This is a genomic window from Aeromonas sp. R4-1, assembly GCF_040908325.1.
GTDB lineage: Bacteria > Pseudomonadota > Gammaproteobacteria > Enterobacterales > Aeromonadaceae > Aeromonas > Aeromonas veronii.
In genome coordinates this window covers 113,816-134,452 of the sequence record NZ_JBFODM010000099.1, presented here as the reverse complement: position 1 = coordinate 134,452, position 20,637 = coordinate 113,816, and the positions used below count along the sequence as shown (strand labels likewise).

At 56.8% G+C, this 20,637-nt stretch carries 13 protein-coding genes and 1 tRNA gene; 4 read left to right on the top strand and 10 right to left on the bottom strand.

The window, feature by feature from the left end; all coding sequences use genetic code 11:
• Window positions 1–130 precede the first annotated feature (130 nt).
• The 5 genes from ruvC to AB5Y90_RS19995 form a co-directional block, all read right to left on the bottom strand.
• Window positions 131–652, bottom strand: coding sequence for a crossover junction endodeoxyribonuclease RuvC (gene ruvC / locus AB5Y90_RS20015; RefSeq protein WP_005334512.1), 522 nt, complete (start codon window positions 650–652; stop codon window positions 131–133).
• Window positions 653–767: 115 nt separating this feature from the next.
• The gene (locus tag AB5Y90_RS20010; RefSeq protein ID WP_368167597.1) at window positions 768–1,817 is read right to left on the bottom strand and encodes an efflux RND transporter periplasmic adaptor subunit; all 1,050 of its coding nucleotides are present in this window, start codon (window positions 1,815–1,817) and stop codon (window positions 768–770) included.
• Between the two features lie 15 nt (window positions 1,818–1,832).
• Window positions 1,833–4,895: an efflux RND transporter permease subunit gene (locus AB5Y90_RS20005; protein WP_368167596.1), complete on the bottom strand. Its 3,063-nt coding sequence runs from the start codon at window positions 4,893–4,895 to the stop codon at window positions 1,833–1,835.
• Between the two features lie 167 nt (window positions 4,896–5,062).
• Window positions 5,063–7,402, bottom strand: coding sequence for an acyl-CoA dehydrogenase (locus AB5Y90_RS20000; protein ID WP_368167595.1), 2,340 nt, complete (start codon window positions 7,400–7,402; stop codon window positions 5,063–5,065).
• 48 nt (window positions 7,403–7,450) lie between these two features.
• Window positions 7,451–8,104, bottom strand: coding sequence for a TetR/AcrR family transcriptional regulator (locus tag AB5Y90_RS19995; protein WP_005334507.1), 654 nt, complete (start codon window positions 8,102–8,104; stop codon window positions 7,451–7,453).
• A 468-nt stretch (window positions 8,105–8,572) separates the two neighbouring features.
• Here AB5Y90_RS19995 and AB5Y90_RS19990 point away from each other — a divergent pair, with 468 nt between their 5' ends.
• Both AB5Y90_RS19990 and AB5Y90_RS19985 read left to right on the top strand, forming a co-directional pair.
• Complete coding sequence (locus AB5Y90_RS19990; protein ID WP_139430256.1) at window positions 8,573–9,313, top strand: phosphatase; 741 nt, start codon at window positions 8,573–8,575, stop codon at window positions 9,311–9,313.
• 89 nt (window positions 9,314–9,402) lie between these two features.
• Window positions 9,403–9,478: transfer RNA gene (locus AB5Y90_RS19985), tRNA-Thr, on the top strand.
• A 111-nt stretch (window positions 9,479–9,589) separates the two neighbouring features.
• Here AB5Y90_RS19985 and umuC read toward each other — a convergent pair.
• Window positions 9,590–10,849 carry a translesion error-prone DNA polymerase V subunit UmuC gene (gene umuC, locus AB5Y90_RS19980; RefSeq protein ID WP_368167594.1) on the bottom strand — a complete coding sequence of 420 codons (1,260 nt, stop codon included), beginning with the start codon at window positions 10,847–10,849 and terminating at the stop codon, window positions 9,590–9,592.
• Window positions 10,830–11,273 (bottom strand): translesion error-prone DNA polymerase V autoproteolytic subunit, encoded by a 444-nt coding sequence (umuD, locus tag AB5Y90_RS19975; protein WP_368167593.1) that lies wholly within the window; start codon window positions 11,271–11,273, stop codon window positions 10,830–10,832. Before umuD ends, umuC begins: the two co-directional genes overlap by 20 nt.
• A gap of 115 nt (window positions 11,274–11,388) precedes the next feature.
• Here umuD and AB5Y90_RS19970 point away from each other — a divergent pair, with 115 nt between their 5' ends.
• Together AB5Y90_RS19970 and AB5Y90_RS19965 are read left to right on the top strand one after the other, a co-directional pair.
• Window positions 11,389–11,577: a DUF3283 family protein gene (locus AB5Y90_RS19970; RefSeq protein WP_368167592.1), complete on the top strand. Its 189-nt coding sequence runs from the start codon at window positions 11,389–11,391 to the stop codon at window positions 11,575–11,577.
• 877 nt (window positions 11,578–12,454) lie between these two features.
• Complete coding sequence (locus tag AB5Y90_RS19965) at window positions 12,455–12,697, top strand: hypothetical protein (RefSeq protein ID WP_368167591.1); 243 nt, start codon at window positions 12,455–12,457, stop codon at window positions 12,695–12,697.
• A gap of 614 nt (window positions 12,698–13,311) precedes the next feature.
• Here AB5Y90_RS19965 and AB5Y90_RS19960 read toward each other — a convergent pair.
• The 3 genes from AB5Y90_RS19960 to AB5Y90_RS19950 all read right to left on the bottom strand — a co-directional run bounded on the left by AB5Y90_RS19960 (window position 13,312) and on the right by AB5Y90_RS19950 (window position 20,634).
• Window positions 13,312–14,688, bottom strand: coding sequence for an McrC family protein (locus AB5Y90_RS19960; RefSeq protein ID WP_266141561.1), 1,377 nt, complete (start codon window positions 14,686–14,688; stop codon window positions 13,312–13,314).
• Window positions 14,675–17,212, bottom strand: a complete 2,538-nt coding sequence (locus AB5Y90_RS19955) for an McrB family protein (protein ID WP_368167590.1) — start codon at window positions 17,210–17,212, stop codon at window positions 14,675–14,677. The genes AB5Y90_RS19960 and AB5Y90_RS19955 overlap by 14 nt, the downstream gene beginning before the upstream one ends.
• Before the next feature lie 143 nt (window positions 17,213–17,355).
• On the bottom strand, window positions 17,356–20,634 hold the full coding sequence (locus AB5Y90_RS19950; protein WP_368167589.1) for a type I restriction endonuclease subunit R: 3,279 nt from the start codon (window positions 20,632–20,634) through the stop codon (window positions 17,356–17,358).
• Window positions 20,635–20,637: the final 3 nt, after the last annotated feature.

Sequence of the window (20,637 nt, the reverse complement as noted above, 5' to 3'; positions counted from 1 at the left end):
AGGCATTTACGGGAGAAAAAATCGGCTCAAACATGAAGAAATGAAATGACTGCGTCAGCCGAGAAGAATTTCCCCGCTTATTCGCACCTTCCTTAGCGATACCGAGATGAGCCGTGGGCGACATAAGGGCTCAGCGATAGCGGCCACGTACCGAGCTGCTGGCGCGGCCGGCCATCTTGATCAGGCTCTGGCGGGTGTGCAGGTGGCAGAGCGCGACGCCGAGGGCATCTGCTGCGTCCGCCTGCGGGGTGGCGGAGAGTTTCAGCAGATGGGTCACCATATGCTGCACCTGCTCCTTGGCTGCGCCGCCGGTGCCCACCACCGCCTGCTTGATCTGGGTGGCAGAGTATTCGCTCACCGGCAGATAGGCGTTGACTGCGGCGACGATGGCGCTGCCCCGGGCCTGTCCCAGTTTCAGGGCCGAGTCGGCGTTGCGGGCCATAAAGACCCGCTCGATGGCAAACTCGGTGGGTTTGAACTGGGTGATGATCTCGCATACCCCGTCATAGACCTGCTTGAGGCGCTCCGGCAGCTCGCCGCAATCGGTGCGGATGCAGCCAGAGCCCAAGTATTCGGCCTTGCCGCCCACGACCCGGATAACCCCGTATCCGGTGATCCGCGATCCCGGATCGATGCCCAAAATAATGCTCATGGGTGTTGATTGCTCTAAACGCGAGTGATGGCCGCCAAGATAGCAAACTGTGGCCCGTTTGGCTGTATGTCCCGGGCCAAGCGGGTAAAGATTGGCCAGCCTACGTCGGGCGTGGTTAGCCCTTGAACAGCGCTATGGTGTCGCCATCCTGCAGGCTGCCCGCGCCACGTACCACCACCCGGTCCCCCTGCTTGAGGGCGCCGCTCACCGCCACCTGCTGGCTGTCGCCAAACAGCACGGTGACCGGCACCCGATTCACCTTGAGCGCCTTGCCGCTTCGCGCCACCTGATAGACCACGCTGCCATCGGTGCCGAGCACCAGGGCATCCCGGGGCAGCAGCATGCTCTGCTGATCCCCCAGTGGCAGGGCAACCCGTACCGGGGAGCCGATGATGAAGGTGCCCGCTTCCGGTTTGAGGCGCAGCTCGATGAGGCGTGACTTGGGATCGGCGCTGGCGGCTCGCTGGTAATAGACGCCGTGACCGCTCAGCTGCTCCCCCTCCACCCGCAGCCGGGTTTGCGGTGCCAGCTGCTGGGCCCAGAGTATGGGGGCCTGCAGGCGGATATCCGGCTGATCCGGGTTGACCAGCTCCAGCGCCTGTTCGCCCGCGTCCACATGCTCGCCGGGCTGGATGAAGTGGTTGTTCACCACGCCGTCGAACGGGGCATAGATGTGGCTGCGGCGCAGCTGTTCCTCAATCTGGTTCACCTGTATGACGGCCAGCCGCTCGGCCAGCGCGGCCTGCTCTACATCATAACTGGCCTTGTCGTACTGGCTTTGGGAGGCGCTCTTTTGCTGGTGTAGCCGGGTGATCCGCTGGGATTCGGCGCGAGCGAAGCGCAGGTTGCTCTGCCATTTCGCCTGCTCGGCGCGAGCTTGCTCCAGCGAGAGGCGCAGCGCCGTACTGTCGAGGCGCAGCAGCTCATCCCCTTTTTTGACCCGGCTGCCAAATTCGGCGATCCACTCCACCTGGCCGCTCACTTCGGCGCTGAGCGACGCTTGCTGGCGACTTGCCACCGTGCCGCTGACCCAGATATTGGCGGCCGCATCCCCTTGGGTCACATCCGCCAGGGTCACCATCTTGCCCTGATCGGCCAATACCGGTAGCGCACTGCCTGCTATCAGCACAGCGCCAGCCAACATTCGGGTAATCATATGTGTCATCGATGAGCTCCTTGCTCAGGCCCGCTGGCGCAGGGGTTGTGGGATCGCCACCTGCTCCCCGAGACGCAGGAAGGCAGGCAACAGGATCAGGGTAAACAGAGTGCTGCAGCTCATGCCGCCGACAATGACGGTGGCGAGCCCGCGGTAAATTTCACTCCCTTCGCTCGGACTCAGCATCAGCGGCAGCATGCCGAAGATGCTGGTGAGACTGGTCATGGCGATGGGACGCATCCGGCTTTGCAGGGCATCTGCCACCGCCAGCTGGCGGCTCATGCCGTCCCGCTCGGCGGTGCGGGTCTGATGCACCAGCAGGATGGCGTTGTTGACCACCAGTCCCAGCAGGATGACAAAGCCGATGATGGTGAGCAGGTCCATCGGCAGCGGCACCAGCAGCCCGCTTAGTTGCAGCGCCAGCACGCCGCCAACCGAGGCTAGGGGCAGGGTGAGCAGCACCAGTAGCGCATCCTTGAGGGAGGCAAACACCCCCCACAGCAGCACCAGCAGGATCACCACGGCGAACAGGAAGATGGCCCCCAGATTGTCGAGCGCCTGTTGCAGGCTGTCGGCATTGCCGGCAATGCGCAGCTCGCCACCGGCGGGCAGCAGGGGACGGATGGCGGCAAAACTGTGGTTTTTCAGGGTGTCGATCACCTGCTCCATGGTCATGCCCGCCGGGGGTGTTATCAGCAGGCTGATGCTGCGCCGCCCATCGGCCCGGAAGATGCTGGCCGGGCCCATGTCGTGCTCCACCCGCAACAGCTCGCCAAGGGGGACGATGCGCCCGGAGGGGGTGGCCAGCGGCACAGCCTTCAGTTCGTCCGGATTGGCGGAGCTCTGTCCCATCAGCATGATGTCGAGCCGATCCTCGCCATCGAAATACTCGCCGACCCGCAAGCCGTCGCCAAAGGTCTGGATGATGGTGGGCAGGGGCGTGCGATCCCAACCCACTTCGGCGAGGCGCCGATCTTGCGGCACCAGTTTGAGCTCGGGGGCGGTGAAGTCGAGACTCGGCTCGGGTCGGATCTGTGCTCCCGGCAGATCCTTGCTGAGGATCCCCATGCTGGCACGGGCCGCCTGATAGAGCTCGGGCAGGTTACCCCCCTGCAGCAGCAGGGAGACGCCGTTCTCGCTGTCAAAGCCGCCAAACAGCGACCCCTGACCGCCGAACACCCGGGTGTCGGGAATACCCACCAGCAGCTGTTTCATCAACAGGCTCTCCAGCTCCTTGATGCGGGTCTCGTCCTTGGGTCGCACGCCAATCTGGGCGCCCCCCGGGTAGCGCAAGATGTAGTAGTTCTTGAGGGCAGGCTCTTTCTCCCCCTTCATGTAGGGGGCGAGGCGGGCGATCAGGGTATCGATCACCTCTTCGCGCTGGGCCTTGAGGTTGACCCCGGGGGTGAAGTTCATCCAGACATCCACCGCGTCCCGTTTCACGTCCGGCAGATAGTCCATCTTGGGCAGCAGCGCCCAGGTGGCCAGGGCCGGCAGACTCATCATCAGGGTGATGACCGTCCAGCGCTGGCGTGAGGTCGAGGTCCAGCGGATCACATGACGAGTTGTGCGCTGCCACAGCGACTCATAGGGATCGGTCAGCGTTTCACGCCCCATCCAGCGCGCCGCTACCGCAGGCAGCACGATGACGGCGACCAGCATGGAGACCGTCACGGCGCAGGCGATGGTCAGCGCCAGATCGGCAAACAGCTGACCCTCCACATCGTTGAGCAGCAGCACCGGCAGGAAGATAGCAACCGTGGTGAGGGTGGAGGCGACCAGTGCCGTCCACACCTGACGGGTGCCTTCGAGAGCCGCCTCCACCTTGCTCAAATCTCCCCGCTCGTGGCGCCGGTAGATGCTCTCCAGCACCACGATGGCGGCGTCGAGCACCATGCCGACGGCAAAGGCGATGCCCGCCAGCGAGATGATGTTGAGGGTGCGATCCATCACCTTGAGCAGGCAGAAGGTGAGCATGATGCTGATGGGGATGGCGAGGGCAATCATCAGGGTCGCCTTGAGCTGGCGCAGGAAGAGCCAGAGGATGGCGCAGGAGAGCAGCACCCCGAGCCCCAGGTTGGCGGTGACCATGCTGACGGCACGATTGATGTAGAGGGAGGCATCGAACGACTGCTCCATGTGCAGCCCGACCGGCTCCAGCACCTCGCGGTTGAGCTCGTTCACCCGAGCCTTGATCGCCTCAAGGGAGGCCAGGGCATTGGCACCGCTCTCCTTGAAGATCTGGGCGGCGATGGCGGTATTGCCGTTCTGGATCCGCAGCACCGGGTTCTCTTCCCTGGCCACCCTTACTTCCGCCACATCCCGCAGATAGATGGGCAGGCCATTGCGCCAGTCCACCACCTTGTCCCCCAGCGTCTCGACGTCGTAACGACCGGCGAAGCGCAGCTTGTACTCCCAGCGACCGATGTCGAGGGTACCGGCCGACACGTCCCAGCCGGTGGTGGCCCGGCTGGCCAACACCGGGATCTCCACCCCCAGCTCGGCGGCGCGATAGGGGTCGAAGCGGATCTGGATCTGGCGCTCGTTGATCCCCTCGACTGCGACCGTCGAGACCCCTTCAATGCGCTCCAGCTCGGGTTTGACCCGCGCCTCGATCAACGCCTGATGATCATCGATCACCCCTTTGGCGCCGGGCAGCTGCTGGATGAAGAAGAAGGTAAGGGTGTCGTTGCTGCTGTAGTTGTTGACGTAGGGGCCGCCGATCTTGTCCGGCAATCCCGAGACCCGGTTCAGTCGCGAAATCACATCGAGTTGGGCCCGTTGCATGTCGGTGCCGAGGGCAAACTCCATGTCGATTTCGGTAAAGCCGGGATAGCTGTTGCTGACAAGGCTCTTGAGCCCTTGCACCCCCTGCATCTCCTGCTCGATGGGGTCGGTGATCTCCGACTCCATCTCTTGGGGCGAGGCTGAACGCCAGCTCACCGAGATGTTGAGGTGTGGACGGTCGATGTCGGGGAACAGCTGGATCGGCAGTCCCCGGATGCTGAGCAGGCCCAGCAGGAAAATCAGCACGATCGAGACCGCCACCCAGATGGGGCGTTCGATCGCCGTTTTGGCGAGGTTCATTCACTCTTCCTGAGTCGTTGTTATCGGCCATTCCGCTGGCCTTGCTTCCAAAGCCCCTGCAACAGGGACTCAAGCATTTAACTGGAATTCTCCCGGCTTGTAAATGCATGGTTAACAAACAAAAAAACCGGCCACGAGGGCCGGTTTGGTACTGGTTTGCCAAGGGATCAGGCGGCGTGCTCGACCTTGTTTGGCTGCTTGTTTGCTTGCTGGGAGAAGCCTTCCAGCTCGCCCGGGGCGAAGTTGTCTACCTGAATGGCTTCGTAGCGCAGGGCATCGGCGGCCAGCAGTTTGTCCGCTTCGTCCTTGCTCAAGATGGAACCGGCCAGTGCGGCGGCAACCAGCTCCGGTAGCGCCAGTTTGCGGGGCAGTTTGCCCTCTTTCTGGGCCTGCACCAGCTTCTTCTCGTAGGGCTGCACAGCGACCATGGCCTGGAAGGCACGCTCCATCAGACCGACCGGATCCGCCTCGTCCTTGCCCACGTAGCAGAGGGCGGTCAGACGGTCGCGGAACTCGCCCGGCTTCATCATGGCCAGACAGATGGCGTGGCAGCGATCGTCGGCCGGCATCTTGTAACCGACGCCGAACGGGAACACCACGCGCTTGAGTACGGCACCCACCACCTTGTTCGGGAAGTTCTGGAAGAAGCCCTCGAACGCCTTGCCAATCAGGTAGAGGTTGCGCTCCACCGCGTACTGCACGAACGGCAGATCGGAGACCATGCGGCCCTGATCCTCGTAATGTTTGAGGGTGGCGGAGGCCAGATAGAGGTGGCTCAGCACGTCACCCAGACGGGCGGAGATCATCTCCTTGCGCTTGAGATCGCCCCCCAGCATCAGCATGGAGACGTCGGCGCACAGGGCCAGCCCTTTACTCATACGGGAGAGCTGTTTGTAGTAGCGGGCGGTTTCACCGGCCACCGGCGCGCTGTTGAACTGACCCAGAGTCAGCCCCTGGAACAGGGAACCGAAGAAGTTGCCGGCGCCGAAGGCGATGTGCTTCATCAGCAGGGCGTCAAACTTCTCGAGACCGCGTTCCACGTCGGTATCGGCCGCCGCTTCCAGCTCGGCAAACACGTACGGGTGACAGCGAGTGGCCCCTTGCCCGAAGATCATCAGGTTGCGGGTCAGGATGTTGGCCCCTTCCACCGTGATGGCCACCGGAATACCCATGTAGGCGTAGCCGGTGTAGTTTTTCGGGCCCAGCTGGATGGCACGACCGGCGTGGATGTCCATGGAGTCATCCATGATCTGACGCGCCATTTCGGTCATGTGGTACTTGGAAATCGCGGTGACGATGGCCGGTGCCTGGCCCAAGTCCAGGGAACCGGCGGTCATACGACGGGCCCCTTCCAGCTGATAGGTGAGGCCGCCGATGCGAGCCAGCGCCTCTTGCACCCCTTCAAACTTGCCGATGGACATGCCGAACTGCTTGCGTACATAGGAGTAAGCGCCTACGGTGCGGGTCGCCATGTGACCGCAAGCGGTGCCCAGCGCAGGCAGCGAGATGCCGCGACCGGCGGAGAGGCACTCCACCAGCATGCGCCAGCCACGACCGGCGTAATCCGGGCCGCCGATGATCCAGTCGAGCGGAATGAACACATCCTTGCCGAAAGTCGGGCCGTTCAGGAACGCCAGACCCATGGGGTAGTGACGATCGCCAACGCGCACACCGGGGTGGCTGGTTGGGATAAGCGCGCAGGTGATGCCGAGCTCTTCCTTGTCACCCAGCAGCTTTTCCGGGTCATAGAGTTTGAACGCCAGCCCCAGCACGGTAGCGCGCGGCGCCAGGGTGATGTAGCGCTTGTTCCAGTTGAGGCGAATACCCAGCACCTCTTCACCCTTGTGCATCCCTTTGCAGACGATTCCCTTGTCAGGAATGGCACCTGCATCGGAGCCCGCCTCCGGCCCGGTCAGGGCGAAGCAGGGCACTTCCTTGCCGTTGGCTAGCCCCGGTAGCCAGAAATCTTTCTGGGCCTGGGTGCCGTAGTGCATCAGCAGCTCACCCGGGCCGAGGGAGTTCGGCACCATGACGGTAACCGCCACGCTCAGGCTCTTGGTGGCGATGCGGGTAACGATGGTGGAGTTGGCAATCGCCGAGAACTCGCGGCCGCCATAGGATTTCGGGATGATCAGGGAGAAGAAGCCTTCCTTCTTCAGATAGTCCCACACCGGCTCCGGCAGGTCTTTGGTTTCGTTGACGATCTTGAAGTCATCAACCATGGCGAGCAGGGTTTCGACCTGATTGTCGATAAAGGCCTGCTCCTCTGCGGTCAGCTCGGCCTTGCCGTAGCCGTGCAGTTTTTTCCAGTCGGGGTTGCCGCGAAACAACTCGCCATCCCACCAGACGGAGCCGGCTTCCATGGCCTCCCGCTCGGTAGCTGACAAGGGCGGCAATATCTTTTTGAAGATGCCGAACATCGGACGGGTTACCACCTTTTTACGGATGGAGGGTACGCCGAGCACAACGGCTATCGCCAGCACCAGCAGGACAAGCAATGTGATCATACCGAAGTTCCTTCTATTTCACTGTTTCCGTTGATTTATTGTTGGTTGTTACACGGCCAGGGAGAGCCTGGTCGACTCCACGGGCGCCCCGACTCCGGACGCCAGATAAGGAATAACGTTGCGCACCAGCCCTTCCACATCGAGCTGCTGGCCAAAGTCGGCCAGGGCGATGTCGCGCAGGGCATCGGCGGAGGCCATGGTGAATACGACGGTGCCCAGAGTGAAGTGCAGGCGCCAGAAGAGATCCGCGGGCGACAGGGCCGGATTGGCCTTGGAAATGGCCTGGGTGATCCGCTGCAAAATGGGGCCATAGTGGGCGGTGATGAAGCGGCGCAGGTGGCCCTGGCTGTCGATATAGCCGCGCCCAAGCAGCTGCATGAAGATGGCCGGGCCGTTGGCTCGCACCGCCGAGAGCTTCATCAGCGGCTCTACAAAACTTTCAAACAGTTGCAGCAGGGTCAGCTGCTCCTGCTCCATCAGTACCCGCAGGCGGGCATCGAGATCGGGCATAAACAGGCTCAGATAGCGGTCGAGCACCGCTTGGATCAGCTCCTTCTTGGAGCCGAAGTGATAGTTCACCGATGCCAGATTGACATCGGCCTCACTGGTGATCAGACGCAAAGAGGTATCGGCGAATCCCCGCTCGGCAAAAAGCACTTCAGCGGCGTCGAGAATACGGTTTTTGGTATCGATTTTACTCACTGGACACCTCACTTAAACGAATGTTTAAAAAGTACGTTTCATAACGTGAAGTGTCAAGAGAATGTGAATGAGTGTTAGCGGAATGTTTTTCGATGAAAAAAGCAAAGTGGGCGGAACTTAGTCAAAAAGCAGGACTCTATATCTATGCCACTGCAATTAAACATTAAGTTTCGCCCAACCTGCACCATGCTAGTTGGGCCTTTTTTTGCGCGTTTGTTACCTGTTTGCGGTTTGCAGGCAAAAAAAACCGCCGCAGGGCGCGACGGTGGGGAAAGTGAGTTCGCGTCATCCTGACGGCAAACTGTCGATGCGAGTTCAGGCATGTATCGACGGGGGCAGTATGCCAGCCAGAGCCCCTCAGACTATGTCAGCTTCGCGGTATTTTGTGACAAAGTGTGGCAAGCACTGGCGTGGCCCAAGCTGCCGCTCTTTGTTATGCTGCCCCTTCAAAATATGAGGGGAGAGAAGATGATGTACCCAGTCGATACCCACACTCACACCATTGCAAGCACCCACGCCTACAGCACCATCCACGACTATCTGCCGATAGCCAGGGCCAAGGGGATCAAGCTGTTCGCCACCACGGATCATGGCCCCGAGATGGCCGATGCCCCTCATGTCTGGCATTTTGCCAACTTGCCGATATTGCCAAGAGTGGTGGACGGGGTGGGGATCCTGCGGGGTATCGAAGCCAACATCAAAAACCTGGAGGGGGAGATCGATTTTCCCGAGCGTTACGAGTCGCGCCTCGACATGATCATGGCGGGTTTTCATGAGCAGGTATTCCCTCCCTGCGATCAGGCAACCCATACCCAGGCGATGATCAACGCCATCAAGAGCGGCCGGGTCGATATGATCAGCCACCCGGGCAACCCCGCATTTCCCATCGACATTCAGGCAGTGGTCAAGGCGGCGGCGGACTATCGGGTGGCGCTGGAGATCAACAACTCCTCCTTCATTCACTCGCGCCCGGGTAGTGAAGGCAACTGCCGTGCCATAGTCGAAGCCGCGCGAGATCTGGGGGCCTATCTCACTTTCGGCTCTGATTCCCACGTGGCATTTACCCTTGGCGATTTTGACCACTGCCACCGTCTGGTGACCGAAGCGGGCTTCCCGCAAGAGCGGATCCTGGTGCGCTCCCCCCGCGCCCTGCTCGATTTCCTCGAAAGCCGTGGCCGGGCCCATATCCCCGAGTTTGTCGATCTGTAAATCGGGCTCTAACACCATGAGCCAACTCATAAAATTGAGTTGGCTTGATTGACACGCCAGCCATTTTTCATGAATCTGACTGGCAACAAGCCGGTATAGCTCAGTTGGTAGAGCAGCGCATTCGTAATGCGAAGGTCAGGAGTTCGATTCCCCTTATCGGCACCATATAAAACAAAGGTTTAGCTTCTCAGCGAAGCTAACCATTTGTGATTTTTGGCTTGGGGTACCACGTGGGGTACCACATCTAGCAAACGGTAGGCACATTACTGTATCCACTTACCTAGCTACCGGCAGGTCCTCCCAGCGTGTGGTGTAACAGGGGCTCAGGTGCTCTTGCCTCATCATCCACTCAGGCGACCCCGTGCCTTGGCTGGCAAAGCCTACGCGCCCCAATCCCTTGGCTTTGATCTGGTCCATCACTGCCATCAGCGCGTCCGATTGAGCGGAGGACGGGGCAAACAGATCTGCCTGTTGTTGCCCCTTGGGAGTGAACTCACTCAGCATGACGCCCCCCTTCTGATAGCGGTAACCGTCGCGCCAAATCTGCGCTAGCAGCACGTTCACTTGCTGCAGCAGCAACCGGGTGTCATCGCTAGGGCAGACCAGCCGGACGCCAGCCTGCTCACTGTAGTAAGGCGCTCGTTCGTCAAAGGGGCTAGTTCGCACGAACAGGTGCACCCGCTGGCAACACATCCCCTCGGCCCGCAGCTTCTCGGCTGCGCGAGCCATAAAGCCTGACAACGCTTGGGCCATTTCTCCACGGTCAGTCACGCGCTCACCAAAGGAACGGCTCGAGAGGATCTGCTGCTTCGCCGCCGGTTCAACGGTCAGCTCCGCGCAAGGCAGGCCACGCAGCTCCTGCACGATCCGCTCGACCACCACGCCGTATTGGGCGCGTAACCCTTTGGCATCGCTAGCCACCAGGTCAGCCACGGTGTTGATGCCTTGTGCCACCAACTTGGCCCCCAAGCGCCGTCCTATGCCCCACACCTCGTCCACCGGGGTGATAGCCATCAGCCGGGCACGGCGCAGCTCGTCACGCAAGTCCACGACGCCGCCCGTGGCAGGCCACTTCTTGGCTGCATAGTTGGCCAGCTTGGCGAGGGTCTTGGTGGGGCCGATCCCAACCCCTACCGTTAAGCCGGTCCACTGCCACACTCGCTGCCGGATCTGTTGCCCATAGGCTATCAGGTCCCCGGCAAACGACTCTGACAGAGACAGGAATGCTTCATCGATGGAGTAGACCTCCAGCTCGGGGGCCATGGTCTCCAACGTGCTCATCACCCTGCCAGACATATCTCCATAGAGTGCGTAGTTGGAGCTGAACGCCACACCGCCATGCGCCTCGAACTGCTCGCGGATCTTGAAGTAGGGCCCGGCCATCTTGATACCCATCGCCTTAGCTTCAGGGCTGCACGACACCACGCATCCATCGTTGTTGGAGAGCACCACGATAGGGCGGCCACGCAGCTCAGGGCGAAACAGTCGCTCACAGCTGGCGTAGAAATTGTTTACATCAACGAGCGCTATGGCCATCACGCTGCCTCAGATTGCCAATCACATGGGTGACCACCCCGAACAGCTCCAGGGAGAGGCTCATGCAAGGGTCGATAGACGCGAACGCCGGATTGGCTGGCAACAGCCGCAGCCTCGGCTTGAGCTGCAAGGTCTTGACTGTGAAGCCGCCGTCAAGCAGTGCAATTACCACATCACCATGGCGCGGGGTCAGGCTCTTATCGACCACCAGCAAGTCACCGGGAAAGATGCCGACCCCAGTCATGCTCTCCCCCTCGGCACGCAGATAGAAGGTTGCTGCAGGGTGCGGCACGCAGTGGGTGTTGAGGTCCAACTTCCCTTCCAGATAGTCGCTGGCTGGGCTGGGAAAGCCGCAAGAGGCGCGGTGCAAGAACAGCGGGATGGTAATCTCGGCGGGTGATGGGTCTGGGGTTAACAGCTTCATGGCAAAAAACCTGTATTTATATACAGCCATTATAGCGCACCACCTTTGAACCAGCGCAAGTCCAGCATGCCAGTGATGGCGTACCATGGCGCCAACAAATAACAAAGAGGTCAGTATGAGTCACAATCTGTGTGCCCTACCGAAAGAGCAGCAAGAACGGGTCGAGGTCGAGAAGGCTGCCGCATATGCGGTATGGAAGGAGCGCAACGGTCACTTGGCCAGCGCAGAAAGCGAAGCAAGCCAGCATAAGGGGGAGCTGGGTAGCTATTTTCTCGAGCAAGTGAGTAAATACAAACGAGGTTAATTCTCTCTGGCTGGGTTGGGAAAGCCGCAAGAGGTACGTTGCAAGAACAACGGGATGGACACTTCAGCGGGAAATGTTTGCAGGTAGTGGGTTCATTATGATTCTGTGTATGTATACAGTTATTGTAACGTCCAATGTGTGCATCAACTCAAGTTCTGGTTCGCCAAAAATCTGTAGCATGGCTTCAATCGGCAATAGAACGTTCAATGGAATGCTGTTTTGGAAATTGATGGCGATTGCTTATCGCTAAGAGAGTGTATTAGGGGGGAGCTGCGGTCAGCAACAGGTCTCTCTGCCACTGCCTGCAGCATGTGAACAACACAGGAGCTCTATCTGCCTGAAAATGTTACATGTGTAAAATCTCAGTATCGGAGGCGGGTGGTATACAAGGTAACCTTAGTCGGGTAAACATCAGGGGAAGCAGACGACTGAGCCCAGACATTGATATCACTTTGGACGATTGTCACAAAGAGCTCCTTGGCATGGCCATGCTTGGCTGTTGGATCAGGTTGCGCAGGCGGCTAACTGCACTTATTGGAAAAATGCGTTGAGCCATACGTGCTATCAATGTGACGATGGAAAGCAGGGTACCTGCGTGAGAATACGCTTGATTCGATGTGGACGTCCGATGGCTCGGTTTGCTGCAACGATGCGATGGGGCAACTTGAATGCGGAAGTTGCTAAATAATGATTATTTTTATGTTGTGGTATTACTGTGCCTGTAGTCAATTGATGATTGTGGTTAGGGAGGGTGCGAATAAGCACCCTCCACAACGAAACTGAAAAATTTAGTTTATTAAATTCAAATGCTTACAAGGGCGCATTTTTATGTTTGGTGACTTATTCGCACCTTCCCTAATGCTCATTGGTACCATCAATGGTACCTACCTATACGGATTTCGTCGAACTCCCCCGAACTTCTCCGGACAACAAAAAACCCGCAAAGCCTTACGCTCTGCGGGTTTCTGTACTTCTTCGTTCCCGGCCGGAACATTATTTGGTGGAGCTGGGGGAGTCTGAATTTGAGTTGCAAGTTGTTGATTTTAATTTGTTTGATCAATTGTCTGTTTATGTTCGTGGTACTATTGATGGTACTGACGGTAAAACCACCCCTTCTTAAAAGACACATCCAGAACATTCCGTTGCCTTACAACCTTCACAAGATGCGAGTTCAAATCCCTTGGCATCTGACACACATAGAGGTTTTGGTGAAGCCTGCAGCCGATGGATACTTGCCAAAGACATCATCCTTAGTTCTTGGTTTTCCTTCATTACTCTATGTGGATAATCAGTGCCACGGTCGAATTCTGAAGGCTAGCCAATGTGGATGGTTTAGCACACCATTTGGCATCATCATGATGCTAGCCGTCTCGGGCTGCCCGTCTGTGCGCCACTGACGGGGACTTTGGCTGCGCTCCAGTTTAATCGGTGAGGGCTCTTCACCAATAGTTGCTGACATGGGTATCAACAAGGCCTATACATTGTTCTCGTAGCATGATATTTCGCGCATGCGCGCGCGTACGCGTAATGGTCGCATAAGTACGCGCCAGATATTGGTTAACTTATTGTATTTATTTGTTTTGTCGTGATAAGCCCTGTACTTCATTCACACGTAGTTGGGCACACTGGTCGCATAAATACCTTACTGGCCATTTGCTACCCTAACCATGTTGCATGTTGAGCCAGTTGGTCCCCTCTTGGTACCATCTAACCTTCATTCTTACTCTGAACTCTTCACTGCAAACTTCGCAGCTGTAACTGGCATTGAGCTGGCAGTACCAAGCGGGACTCAACGGCATCAATCACAAACGGCACCACCCATAAGCGCATGGTTTTTTGGCCAGAAACTGGGAAATCAAATGGCTGGGCTATCGGCTCCTGAAATCCGCGATGGGCTGGATACACCAGGAACATTTCTCTGCCCCCATCAGGGTTATCAAAGTAGTGATGGCCATAGGCAAACATCTGATAAAAATCCCCTTGCTGCAGATCGTACTTATCGGTGCCGTTCCCTTTCGCGGGGTCTAACAGTTTCCATTTCGTATCAAGTACGCTGATCACTTTGTTGCCCTGCTCAATCACCATATCGGGTTTAAGCCGAAACCATGCAGCGTCATGATGGGAAACCAGGTGTTTGCGCTGTGCCTGGGCGGTTAACGTCAGCAGCGGTGGGAGTGTGGCTCGCAGCGTTTTCGCCACATAGTTTTCAAAAACCCGCTCCATGGGGAACAGCAATGAGATTGCTCGGTGCCCCCCGCTCATGGTTTGCGGAGAAAAACCCTCTAAAATCAATTTCGCCCATGCCAGTGGCGTTTGGTAATGGCTCATTCCCCGGTCAATGCGCAAGCGGGCAAAATCGCACTTGTAGTTGGCACTGAGCGGCACCTCGCAAAAGATAAAGGTCAGCTCTTGCAGCAACCTTTGGTTATTCCCACTGCGCGTGATGGCAGCCAGCGCAACCAGTGCCGAATGCAGCAGGCGGTTGGCAGGGCGATCGACTAAGAATTCATCATATTCACAATAGAACTTGTGTTTGGTGATGATGTTTTGACGCAACTGACGGGAGGTATTGAGCTTGCCCTTGAGGTAGCTCAAATTCTCCTCACAGCGAACATAGTCACTGCGCAGCCCCTTCTTGACCAAGGTATTCACCGAATCAAGAAATTGGCTAATGAACACCTCCAGCAACGGCATTTTTTGCTGGCGGATGTTGGCGTTCGTTGTTTGAAGATGGGAAAACTCCCGCAATGCCCGCAGCATGATCAACAGCGCATGCCGGGCCGCTTCACAGCGGGCGGCAGAGGAGGGGGTTGCAGTATCGGTATCGTTGGCCTGAACAGGCCTCCCCAGCTTGGGCAACACTTCAACTTGAGTGCCATCAGGGGTGAAGATCACCCCTGCATAATTTTGTACCTGCAGTGCTTCTGCTCCGAGTTTTTTGCACAGCCGAAACAGGCGATTATCCTGGCCGCTCCCCAGTGCCATCTCCTTGAGGTAACGAAATGCCAAGGGCGAAATTGCCTCCACCTCATGCGGGATCGGGGTAATACCGCTCTCCTCGCTGACCAGATAGGCGTACTCGAACAGCGCAATATCGTTACGAAGTGGCATCTTCAACCTGCGCAGCAGAGGGTTGTAGTGCGTGATCCGGCGCATAGCGTTGGGCCACATCAGGGGCATAAATCGCCAGATAGGCCATGCCCTCATCCCACACCGAATGCTTATGATCAGCCAGCTCATAACGGTGCTGGTTCACTCCGAACTGATCCGGCTCATAGTCATTGCCAAATAACATCTTGAAGTCGATCGGCTGCTGTTGCACAAATTGCAGCCCCGCCACCTCTTTGCCACTGGCGTCTCGCTTTTGGTTATCCCCGAGTACCAAGCGGATCTTTTGCCAATCCTCATAGAAGTACTCTTGCAGTAGCGGGATCACCTTGGTCTGGAATGCCTCTTTAAGTGCGAGCAAGGCGCCAGCGTGATCGCCATTTTTTACCGCCTGATAGGCCGGGTAAAAGAACGCATGCCCCAGCGTATGCTCGCGGTCATAGAGCACCTCAATACGCTGATTGAGCCTATCAAGCAGCTTGCCAAGGTTGAGGGTGTTACCGCTGCCGATATCGATGACATCATGACCCACAAACAGTGTGCTATCAGGCATCATCTCAATGAAGTCAAAGCGACGGCGCAGCGCAGTATCCATCAATGCCAAAGAGCGATCGGCGGTATTCATGGTGCCGATGATATCGACGTTCGATGGCACGCTAAATGGCTTGCCACTGTAGGCAAGCTGAATGGTCATGGGATGCTGACTACCGGCCCGTTTATCGATTTCAACCAGCGAGATTAGCTCACCAAAAATCTTGGAAATATTGCCGCGGTTGATCTCATCAATAAACATGGCGTACTGATGTGAAGGGTCTTGCTCGGCACGACGACACAGTTTTAAGAATTCACCAGGCTCTACCGAATAGTTGATATTACCCTCATCGTCAGTCGCTGCTCTCAACCCCTCAATAAACTCTTCGTAGCCATAAGATTGATGAAAGGTGGTTGTTGCATAACGTTTGATTTCGTCGGCGGATTGCGGCCCGTGGGTCAGTTCAGCATGTAACTGCACCAAATCATCCACCAACTCCAGCCGATCATCGAGCAGCTGCCATACGGCGTCGCTTGATTTATCAAAGACCCCGGGTTCAGTGCGCCCCTTGTAATTGACGGTCGCCGATTCTGCGATGGTAAATTTCTGCAGATAACTCCACGCCGTTTGCGCCAGATTATCGGTACGTCCGTTAATGCTCGCCTTAGTCTGGAAGAACTTACTGCTCACAATCTCAGCCACTTTGGCGCGCTTGCCCAGACTCAGCAATGACAACACCAGCACCTGCATCCAGTTGAGGGGCGCCAATTTATCGCGCAGCCACAGCGACTCATCCATCACGGCCGGGCGATGGGTGTACTCTGCTTGCAGCTGTTGCAAGCGATAGGTTTTGCCGGTTCCCGGTGGCCCGTAATAGATGACATTTTTAGGCTGTGTGTGAACAGGGTCTGCGCTAGTCATATAGTCTGCGTCTTCCTCGTTGATCTGATTATCAGCCTGATGGGATTGGTCATGGCCGTCATCTTTCACTGGCTCAACAAGCCATTCATACAGGTTCCATAGCAAGATATTACGGGTATACAGATCCCACTCACTGGGGATGATAGGGTTCACCGCCGCCAGTAGTGTTTGATTGTCCTCTAACCAATCATCGTTTGGTTTAATATCAATTTGAAATTGGCTTTGCAGACCTTGGTACAGAGGTTTGAGACAAGAGCCATCAGCAATACTGGTGTAATTTTGGGGAGATGCAGCACCAAAAACCCGGTTAATAACGACCTTCAGATACCGTTCAAATGTCCCATCACTTTTCCAGCGTTGAAACACCTGACGATAGGTTTCCAGAGTGGGAGATTTAATGATTTCCACGGTTAGCTGGCGCAGGAACTCAACATTGCTATTGAACTCTTTATTATACATTAACCCTTGGCCAGCACTGGCGATGCCATTGGATTTATCACGCCACAGTTTATTGATATCGGAATCCGTCACCGGTTTACCGCGTCTTATATCTTCGGCCAATTGGCAGGTAGCCTGATAATCCTCATACCATCGCTGATTAAAATCATGTTCTTTTGTCCATCGCATAAACTGCACTAACGAGTGGTTATTCTTACCGGCATTCCACAGATTCGCTAGCGCAGCCGTAACATCCGGTTTGATCGCAATCCCTGATGTTTGCGAACTCCAAGTCTGGCCGGGTAGCGCAGCCTTGAGCAGCAACATTGGCAATAATCCCGCCTGACATGATTGTCGCAACTCCTGCAACTGGAACTTGATGTAAGAGCGTTCCAGATTTGCATCTTTCCAGTCTGAATCACTGAACGGTGCTTGGGTAACAACCCCTTTGGCAATGATTCCGCGCGGCTCTTTGCCTAGGCGGATCAGATACACAGTATCTCCAAATTGCGGTTGTTTGCTGCGGCAAGACCATCGGATCTCATCGCCCTCACGGTAGTCCAACAGGCCGGCTGTACTTCCATCACCACCGGTAGAAAATTGATCAGGATTCCAGGTCAACAAATAATCCGACATACTCACGCAACCTCAAAGAGCACACAGATAAGGGCGGTTATAGATATGTGGTGTCACGCCATCCCGCCTTGCCTGTCTGCAATACAACAAAAGAAAGTGCGCGGTAGCCGCCATTGCGACCACCGCTCCGAATGGTTATGGGCTTAACTGCCCTGGTATTTCTTGAAGTTCTCTGCCTGCTCCAGCACGCTCTTGTAGACCTCATCGTTGGCCACTGGCGGGAAGCCGAATTTGTGTAGCAGCAGGATCAGGTCAACCTTCAGCTTGGCCTTGATATCGTCGCGGTTGCTCCAGTCGGGGTACTGGGCGTTGTTATCAACCGTCACCTTCATCTCTTTGGCCAGCTCCAGCATCTTGGCCTCGTCGTAGGTGAAGTCGTACTTCACGCACATGTGATCCAGGATATCGAGAAACGCCTTTTCCTCCATGTCGATGCCCATATCGGTGAATGACATCATCTCGGACTTGATGTCATAGATCATGTCGGCCATCTGCTGGGTGAAGGCATCGAACTCCTCACCGTTGAGCACATCGTTCTCTTTACGCTGGTTGTACTGCTCGACCAGCGCCTGGAAGCGCTTGGAGAAATCTATCCCCTGCAGCTGGTTCACCTTCTTAAAGTCACTGATGGCCTTGGCCAGCATCTTCTGCAGCAGTTGCATCCGGGTGTTGGGTAGCTTGATCTTGCCGATGCGTTCCATGTACTCGTCATCGAAGATGTCGATGGTTTCGGCCTTGTCCTCACCCAGGGTAAAGATCTCCTCCACCCCGTCAGCCTTGAGCGCCTCGGCTATCATCTCGCGCACCTTCTGGTTCATCTGCGCAGTATCCGGCGCATCCCCCTTGGTGAGCTTGTAGACGATGGAGCGCACCGCCAGATAGAAGTGGATCTGCTCGCGCTCTTCCTGGGTGATCTCCTCACTGCCTACGCAGACGTCATAGGCTGCCTTGAGGCGCTTCACCAATCCCATAAAGCGCAGCTCAACCTTCTTGGTCTGCAGGGCAAACTCGGCGGCGCGGTTGAGGCACTCGAGCTGCAGGGTAGGGGTCCCTGAGAAGTAATCACTGCTGTCGAAGGTGTGGAACACCTGGCCAAGCAGATGCAGGTGGTTGCGTACCTCAATCAGCGACTGCTGAACATCTTCAAAGTTGGACTTGTCCGCTTTCGAGTACATGGCCAGCGCCATATTCATCCGGCTTTTGATGCCGATGTAATCGACCACCAGCCCCTTCTCCTTGCCTTCAAAGCGGCGGTTAACCCGGGAGATGGTCTGGATCAGATTGTGCTTTTGCAGCGGCTTGTCGATGTAGATGGTGTCGAGCTCGGGCACATCAAAGCCGGTCAGCCACATATCCACCACAATGGCGATCTTGAAGTTGGATTTGGGGTTCTTGAACTGCTTGTCCAGCTCCCCGCGATACGTCTTGGTGCCGAGCAAGTCATACATGGCTTGCTCATCATCCTGGCCACGGGTCATCACCATATTGACCATGGGGAGTGGCATCAGTTCCTCCTGCTCCTGTTCGGTCAGGGTGACACCATCGATGGCCAGTTTTGACTCGAACCACTCGGGACGCAGAGCTTTAAGGCTCTGATAGACGACATAGGCAATCTCCCGGCTGGCACAGACAAACATCGCCTTGCCTTTGACTGTCGAGCCTTCCGCTACTCGTTGCTCGTAATGCTTGGCGAAGTCCTTAGCCAGTGCCTCGATGCGGTCCGGGTCACCCAGGATCGAGTTCATGCTTGCCGTGGTCTTCTTGCTCTCTTCAATCTGGTGCTCGCTGGCGCCCAGCGCTTCGCACTCCTGGTAGTACTGCTCGATCTCTTCCAGCTTGCTGTTATCGAGTACCACCTTGGCGGCGCGCCCTTCATAGACGATGCGTACCGTGATCTGGTCGTTGACCGACTCGGTCATGGTGTAGCTGTCGATGGTGGGGCCGAACACGTCCAGGGTGGCGTCGATGGGAGTACCGGTAAAGCCCACATAGGTGGCGTTGGGCAGTGAGTCATGCAGGTATTTGGCAAAGCCGTAGGTCTTCTTCACCGTGCCACTCTCGGCATCGATGCTGAGCTTCAAGTCGAGGTTGATCTGGCTGCGGTGCGCCTCATCGGAGATACAGATGATGTTGCTACGATCGGACAGTAGCTGGATATCTTCGGTGAACTTGTGAATGGTAGTGAGGAAGACCCCGCCACTGGCACGGCCGGCCAGCTTGTCCCGCAGGTCCTGGCGACTGGTGACCGGCTCAATCACCGCATCACCGATAAAGGCCGTAGCATTGCAGAACTGCTTGGAGAGCTGCTCATCGAGATCGGTACGGTCGGTGATGAGGATGATGGTCGGGCTGGCAAAATCGACACTCTTCATCAGCAGGCGAGCCAGGAATTGCATGGTGTAGCTCTTGCCGCAGCCGGTGGCACCAAAGTAGGTCCCCCCTTTACCGCTACCACCGATATTCTCTCCGCTTGCTGTTATCTGCTTACGCTCTTTCTTGATGTTGTAGTAGAGCTTGCGGGCGGCGTAATACTGCGGGTAACGGCAGCAGACTTTCACCTCATGCTTGCTGGTGTCGGGGAAGAAGACGAAGTTCTTCAGCACGTCCAGCAGGCGTACCGGGTGGAACAACCCCTGTATCAGGGTGTAGAGCCCATTGATGCCATCTTGTTCGGTGGACTCGTTACCGGTCACCTTGCGCCAGGCGTAATAGAATTCGTAGGGAGCAAACAGGTTGCCCAGCTTGTTGTTCACCCCGTCACTGAGGATACAGAGAGCGTTATAGACAAACAGCTTGGGGATGTCCCGTCGGTAGCGCACACAGAGCTGGCGCCAGGCATCATTGAGGGTGGCTTCCTCCTCCCGCACCGCCGACTTGAACTCGAACACCACCAGTGGCAGACCGTTGACGTACAAGATGCCATCGGGAATACGTAGCTGCAGCCCGCCATCCCGGGTCTGGCCTTCTATCTCCAGCTGGTTGACCAACCGGTAGATATTGTTATCCGCCTCGACCTCAACCTCTTTTCCCGCAAACAACCTGGCCAACTGGCTTGGCAAGGCACGGGTATCCATCAGCTCGATATAGAGGTCTTTCTGATTACGGTCTTCGCGCTTAAGCAAGAAGCCGTTGCTGAGCCAGTGGCAGAAGGTTTTGTTGCTCTGGTACAGGTCACTGGCCGGCAGGGTCTGCAACTGCTGCAGAATGGAGGCGATTTCCCCCTCGGTGATCCCCTCGGCCTGGTACTGGTGAGCAAGGTACTGGCGAAGATCATCAATAATCAGCACCTCGCTCTTGTCCTTGCGTGGCACATCGCTACCGACAAAGTGGGGGTAGCAAGGCTGGCCCGCTGCATCAAGGTGCTCCCCTAGCAGAGAGATAATGGCCTGTTCCAGTTTGGCTTCCGTGAAAATATGGCTCATGGC

Excerpts from the sequence above, each read along its gene's own strand:
- umuD (WP_368167593.1), bottom strand. The coding sequence starts at position 11,273 with ATGAAGCTGTTAACCCCAGACCCATCACCCGCCGAGATTACCATCCCG.
- AB5Y90_RS20000 (WP_368167595.1), bottom strand. The coding sequence starts at position 7,402 with ATGATCACATTGCTTGTCCTGCTGGTGCTGGCGATAGCCGTTGTGCTC.
- umuC (WP_368167594.1), bottom strand. The coding sequence starts at position 10,849 with ATGGCCATAGCGCTCGTTGATGTAAACAATTTCTACGCCAGCTGTGAG.
- AB5Y90_RS19990 (WP_139430256.1), top strand. The coding sequence starts at position 8,573 with ATGATGTACCCAGTCGATACCCACACTCACACCATTGCAAGCACCCAC.
- AB5Y90_RS19970 (WP_368167592.1), top strand. The coding sequence starts at position 11,389 with ATGAGTCACAATCTGTGTGCCCTACCGAAAGAGCAGCAAGAACGGGTC.
- AB5Y90_RS19965 (WP_368167591.1), top strand. The coding sequence starts at position 12,455 with ATGGTACCTACCTATACGGATTTCGTCGAACTCCCCCGAACTTCTCCG.
- ruvC (WP_005334512.1), bottom strand. The coding sequence starts at position 652 with ATGAGCATTATTTTGGGCATCGATCCGGGATCGCGGATCACCGGATAC.
- AB5Y90_RS19950 (WP_368167589.1), bottom strand. The coding sequence starts at position 20,634 with ATGAGCCATATTTTCACGGAAGCCAAACTGGAACAGGCCATTATCTCT.
- AB5Y90_RS20010 (WP_368167597.1), bottom strand. The coding sequence starts at position 1,817 with ATGACACATATGATTACCCGAATGTTGGCTGGCGCTGTGCTGATAGCA.
- AB5Y90_RS19960 (WP_266141561.1), bottom strand. The coding sequence starts at position 14,688 with ATGCCACTTCGTAACGATATTGCGCTGTTCGAGTACGCCTATCTGGTC.
- AB5Y90_RS19955 (WP_368167590.1), bottom strand. The coding sequence starts at position 17,212 with ATGTCGGATTATTTGTTGACCTGGAATCCTGATCAATTTTCTACCGGT.
- AB5Y90_RS20005 (WP_368167596.1), bottom strand. The coding sequence starts at position 4,895 with ATGAACCTCGCCAAAACGGCGATCGAACGCCCCATCTGGGTGGCGGTC.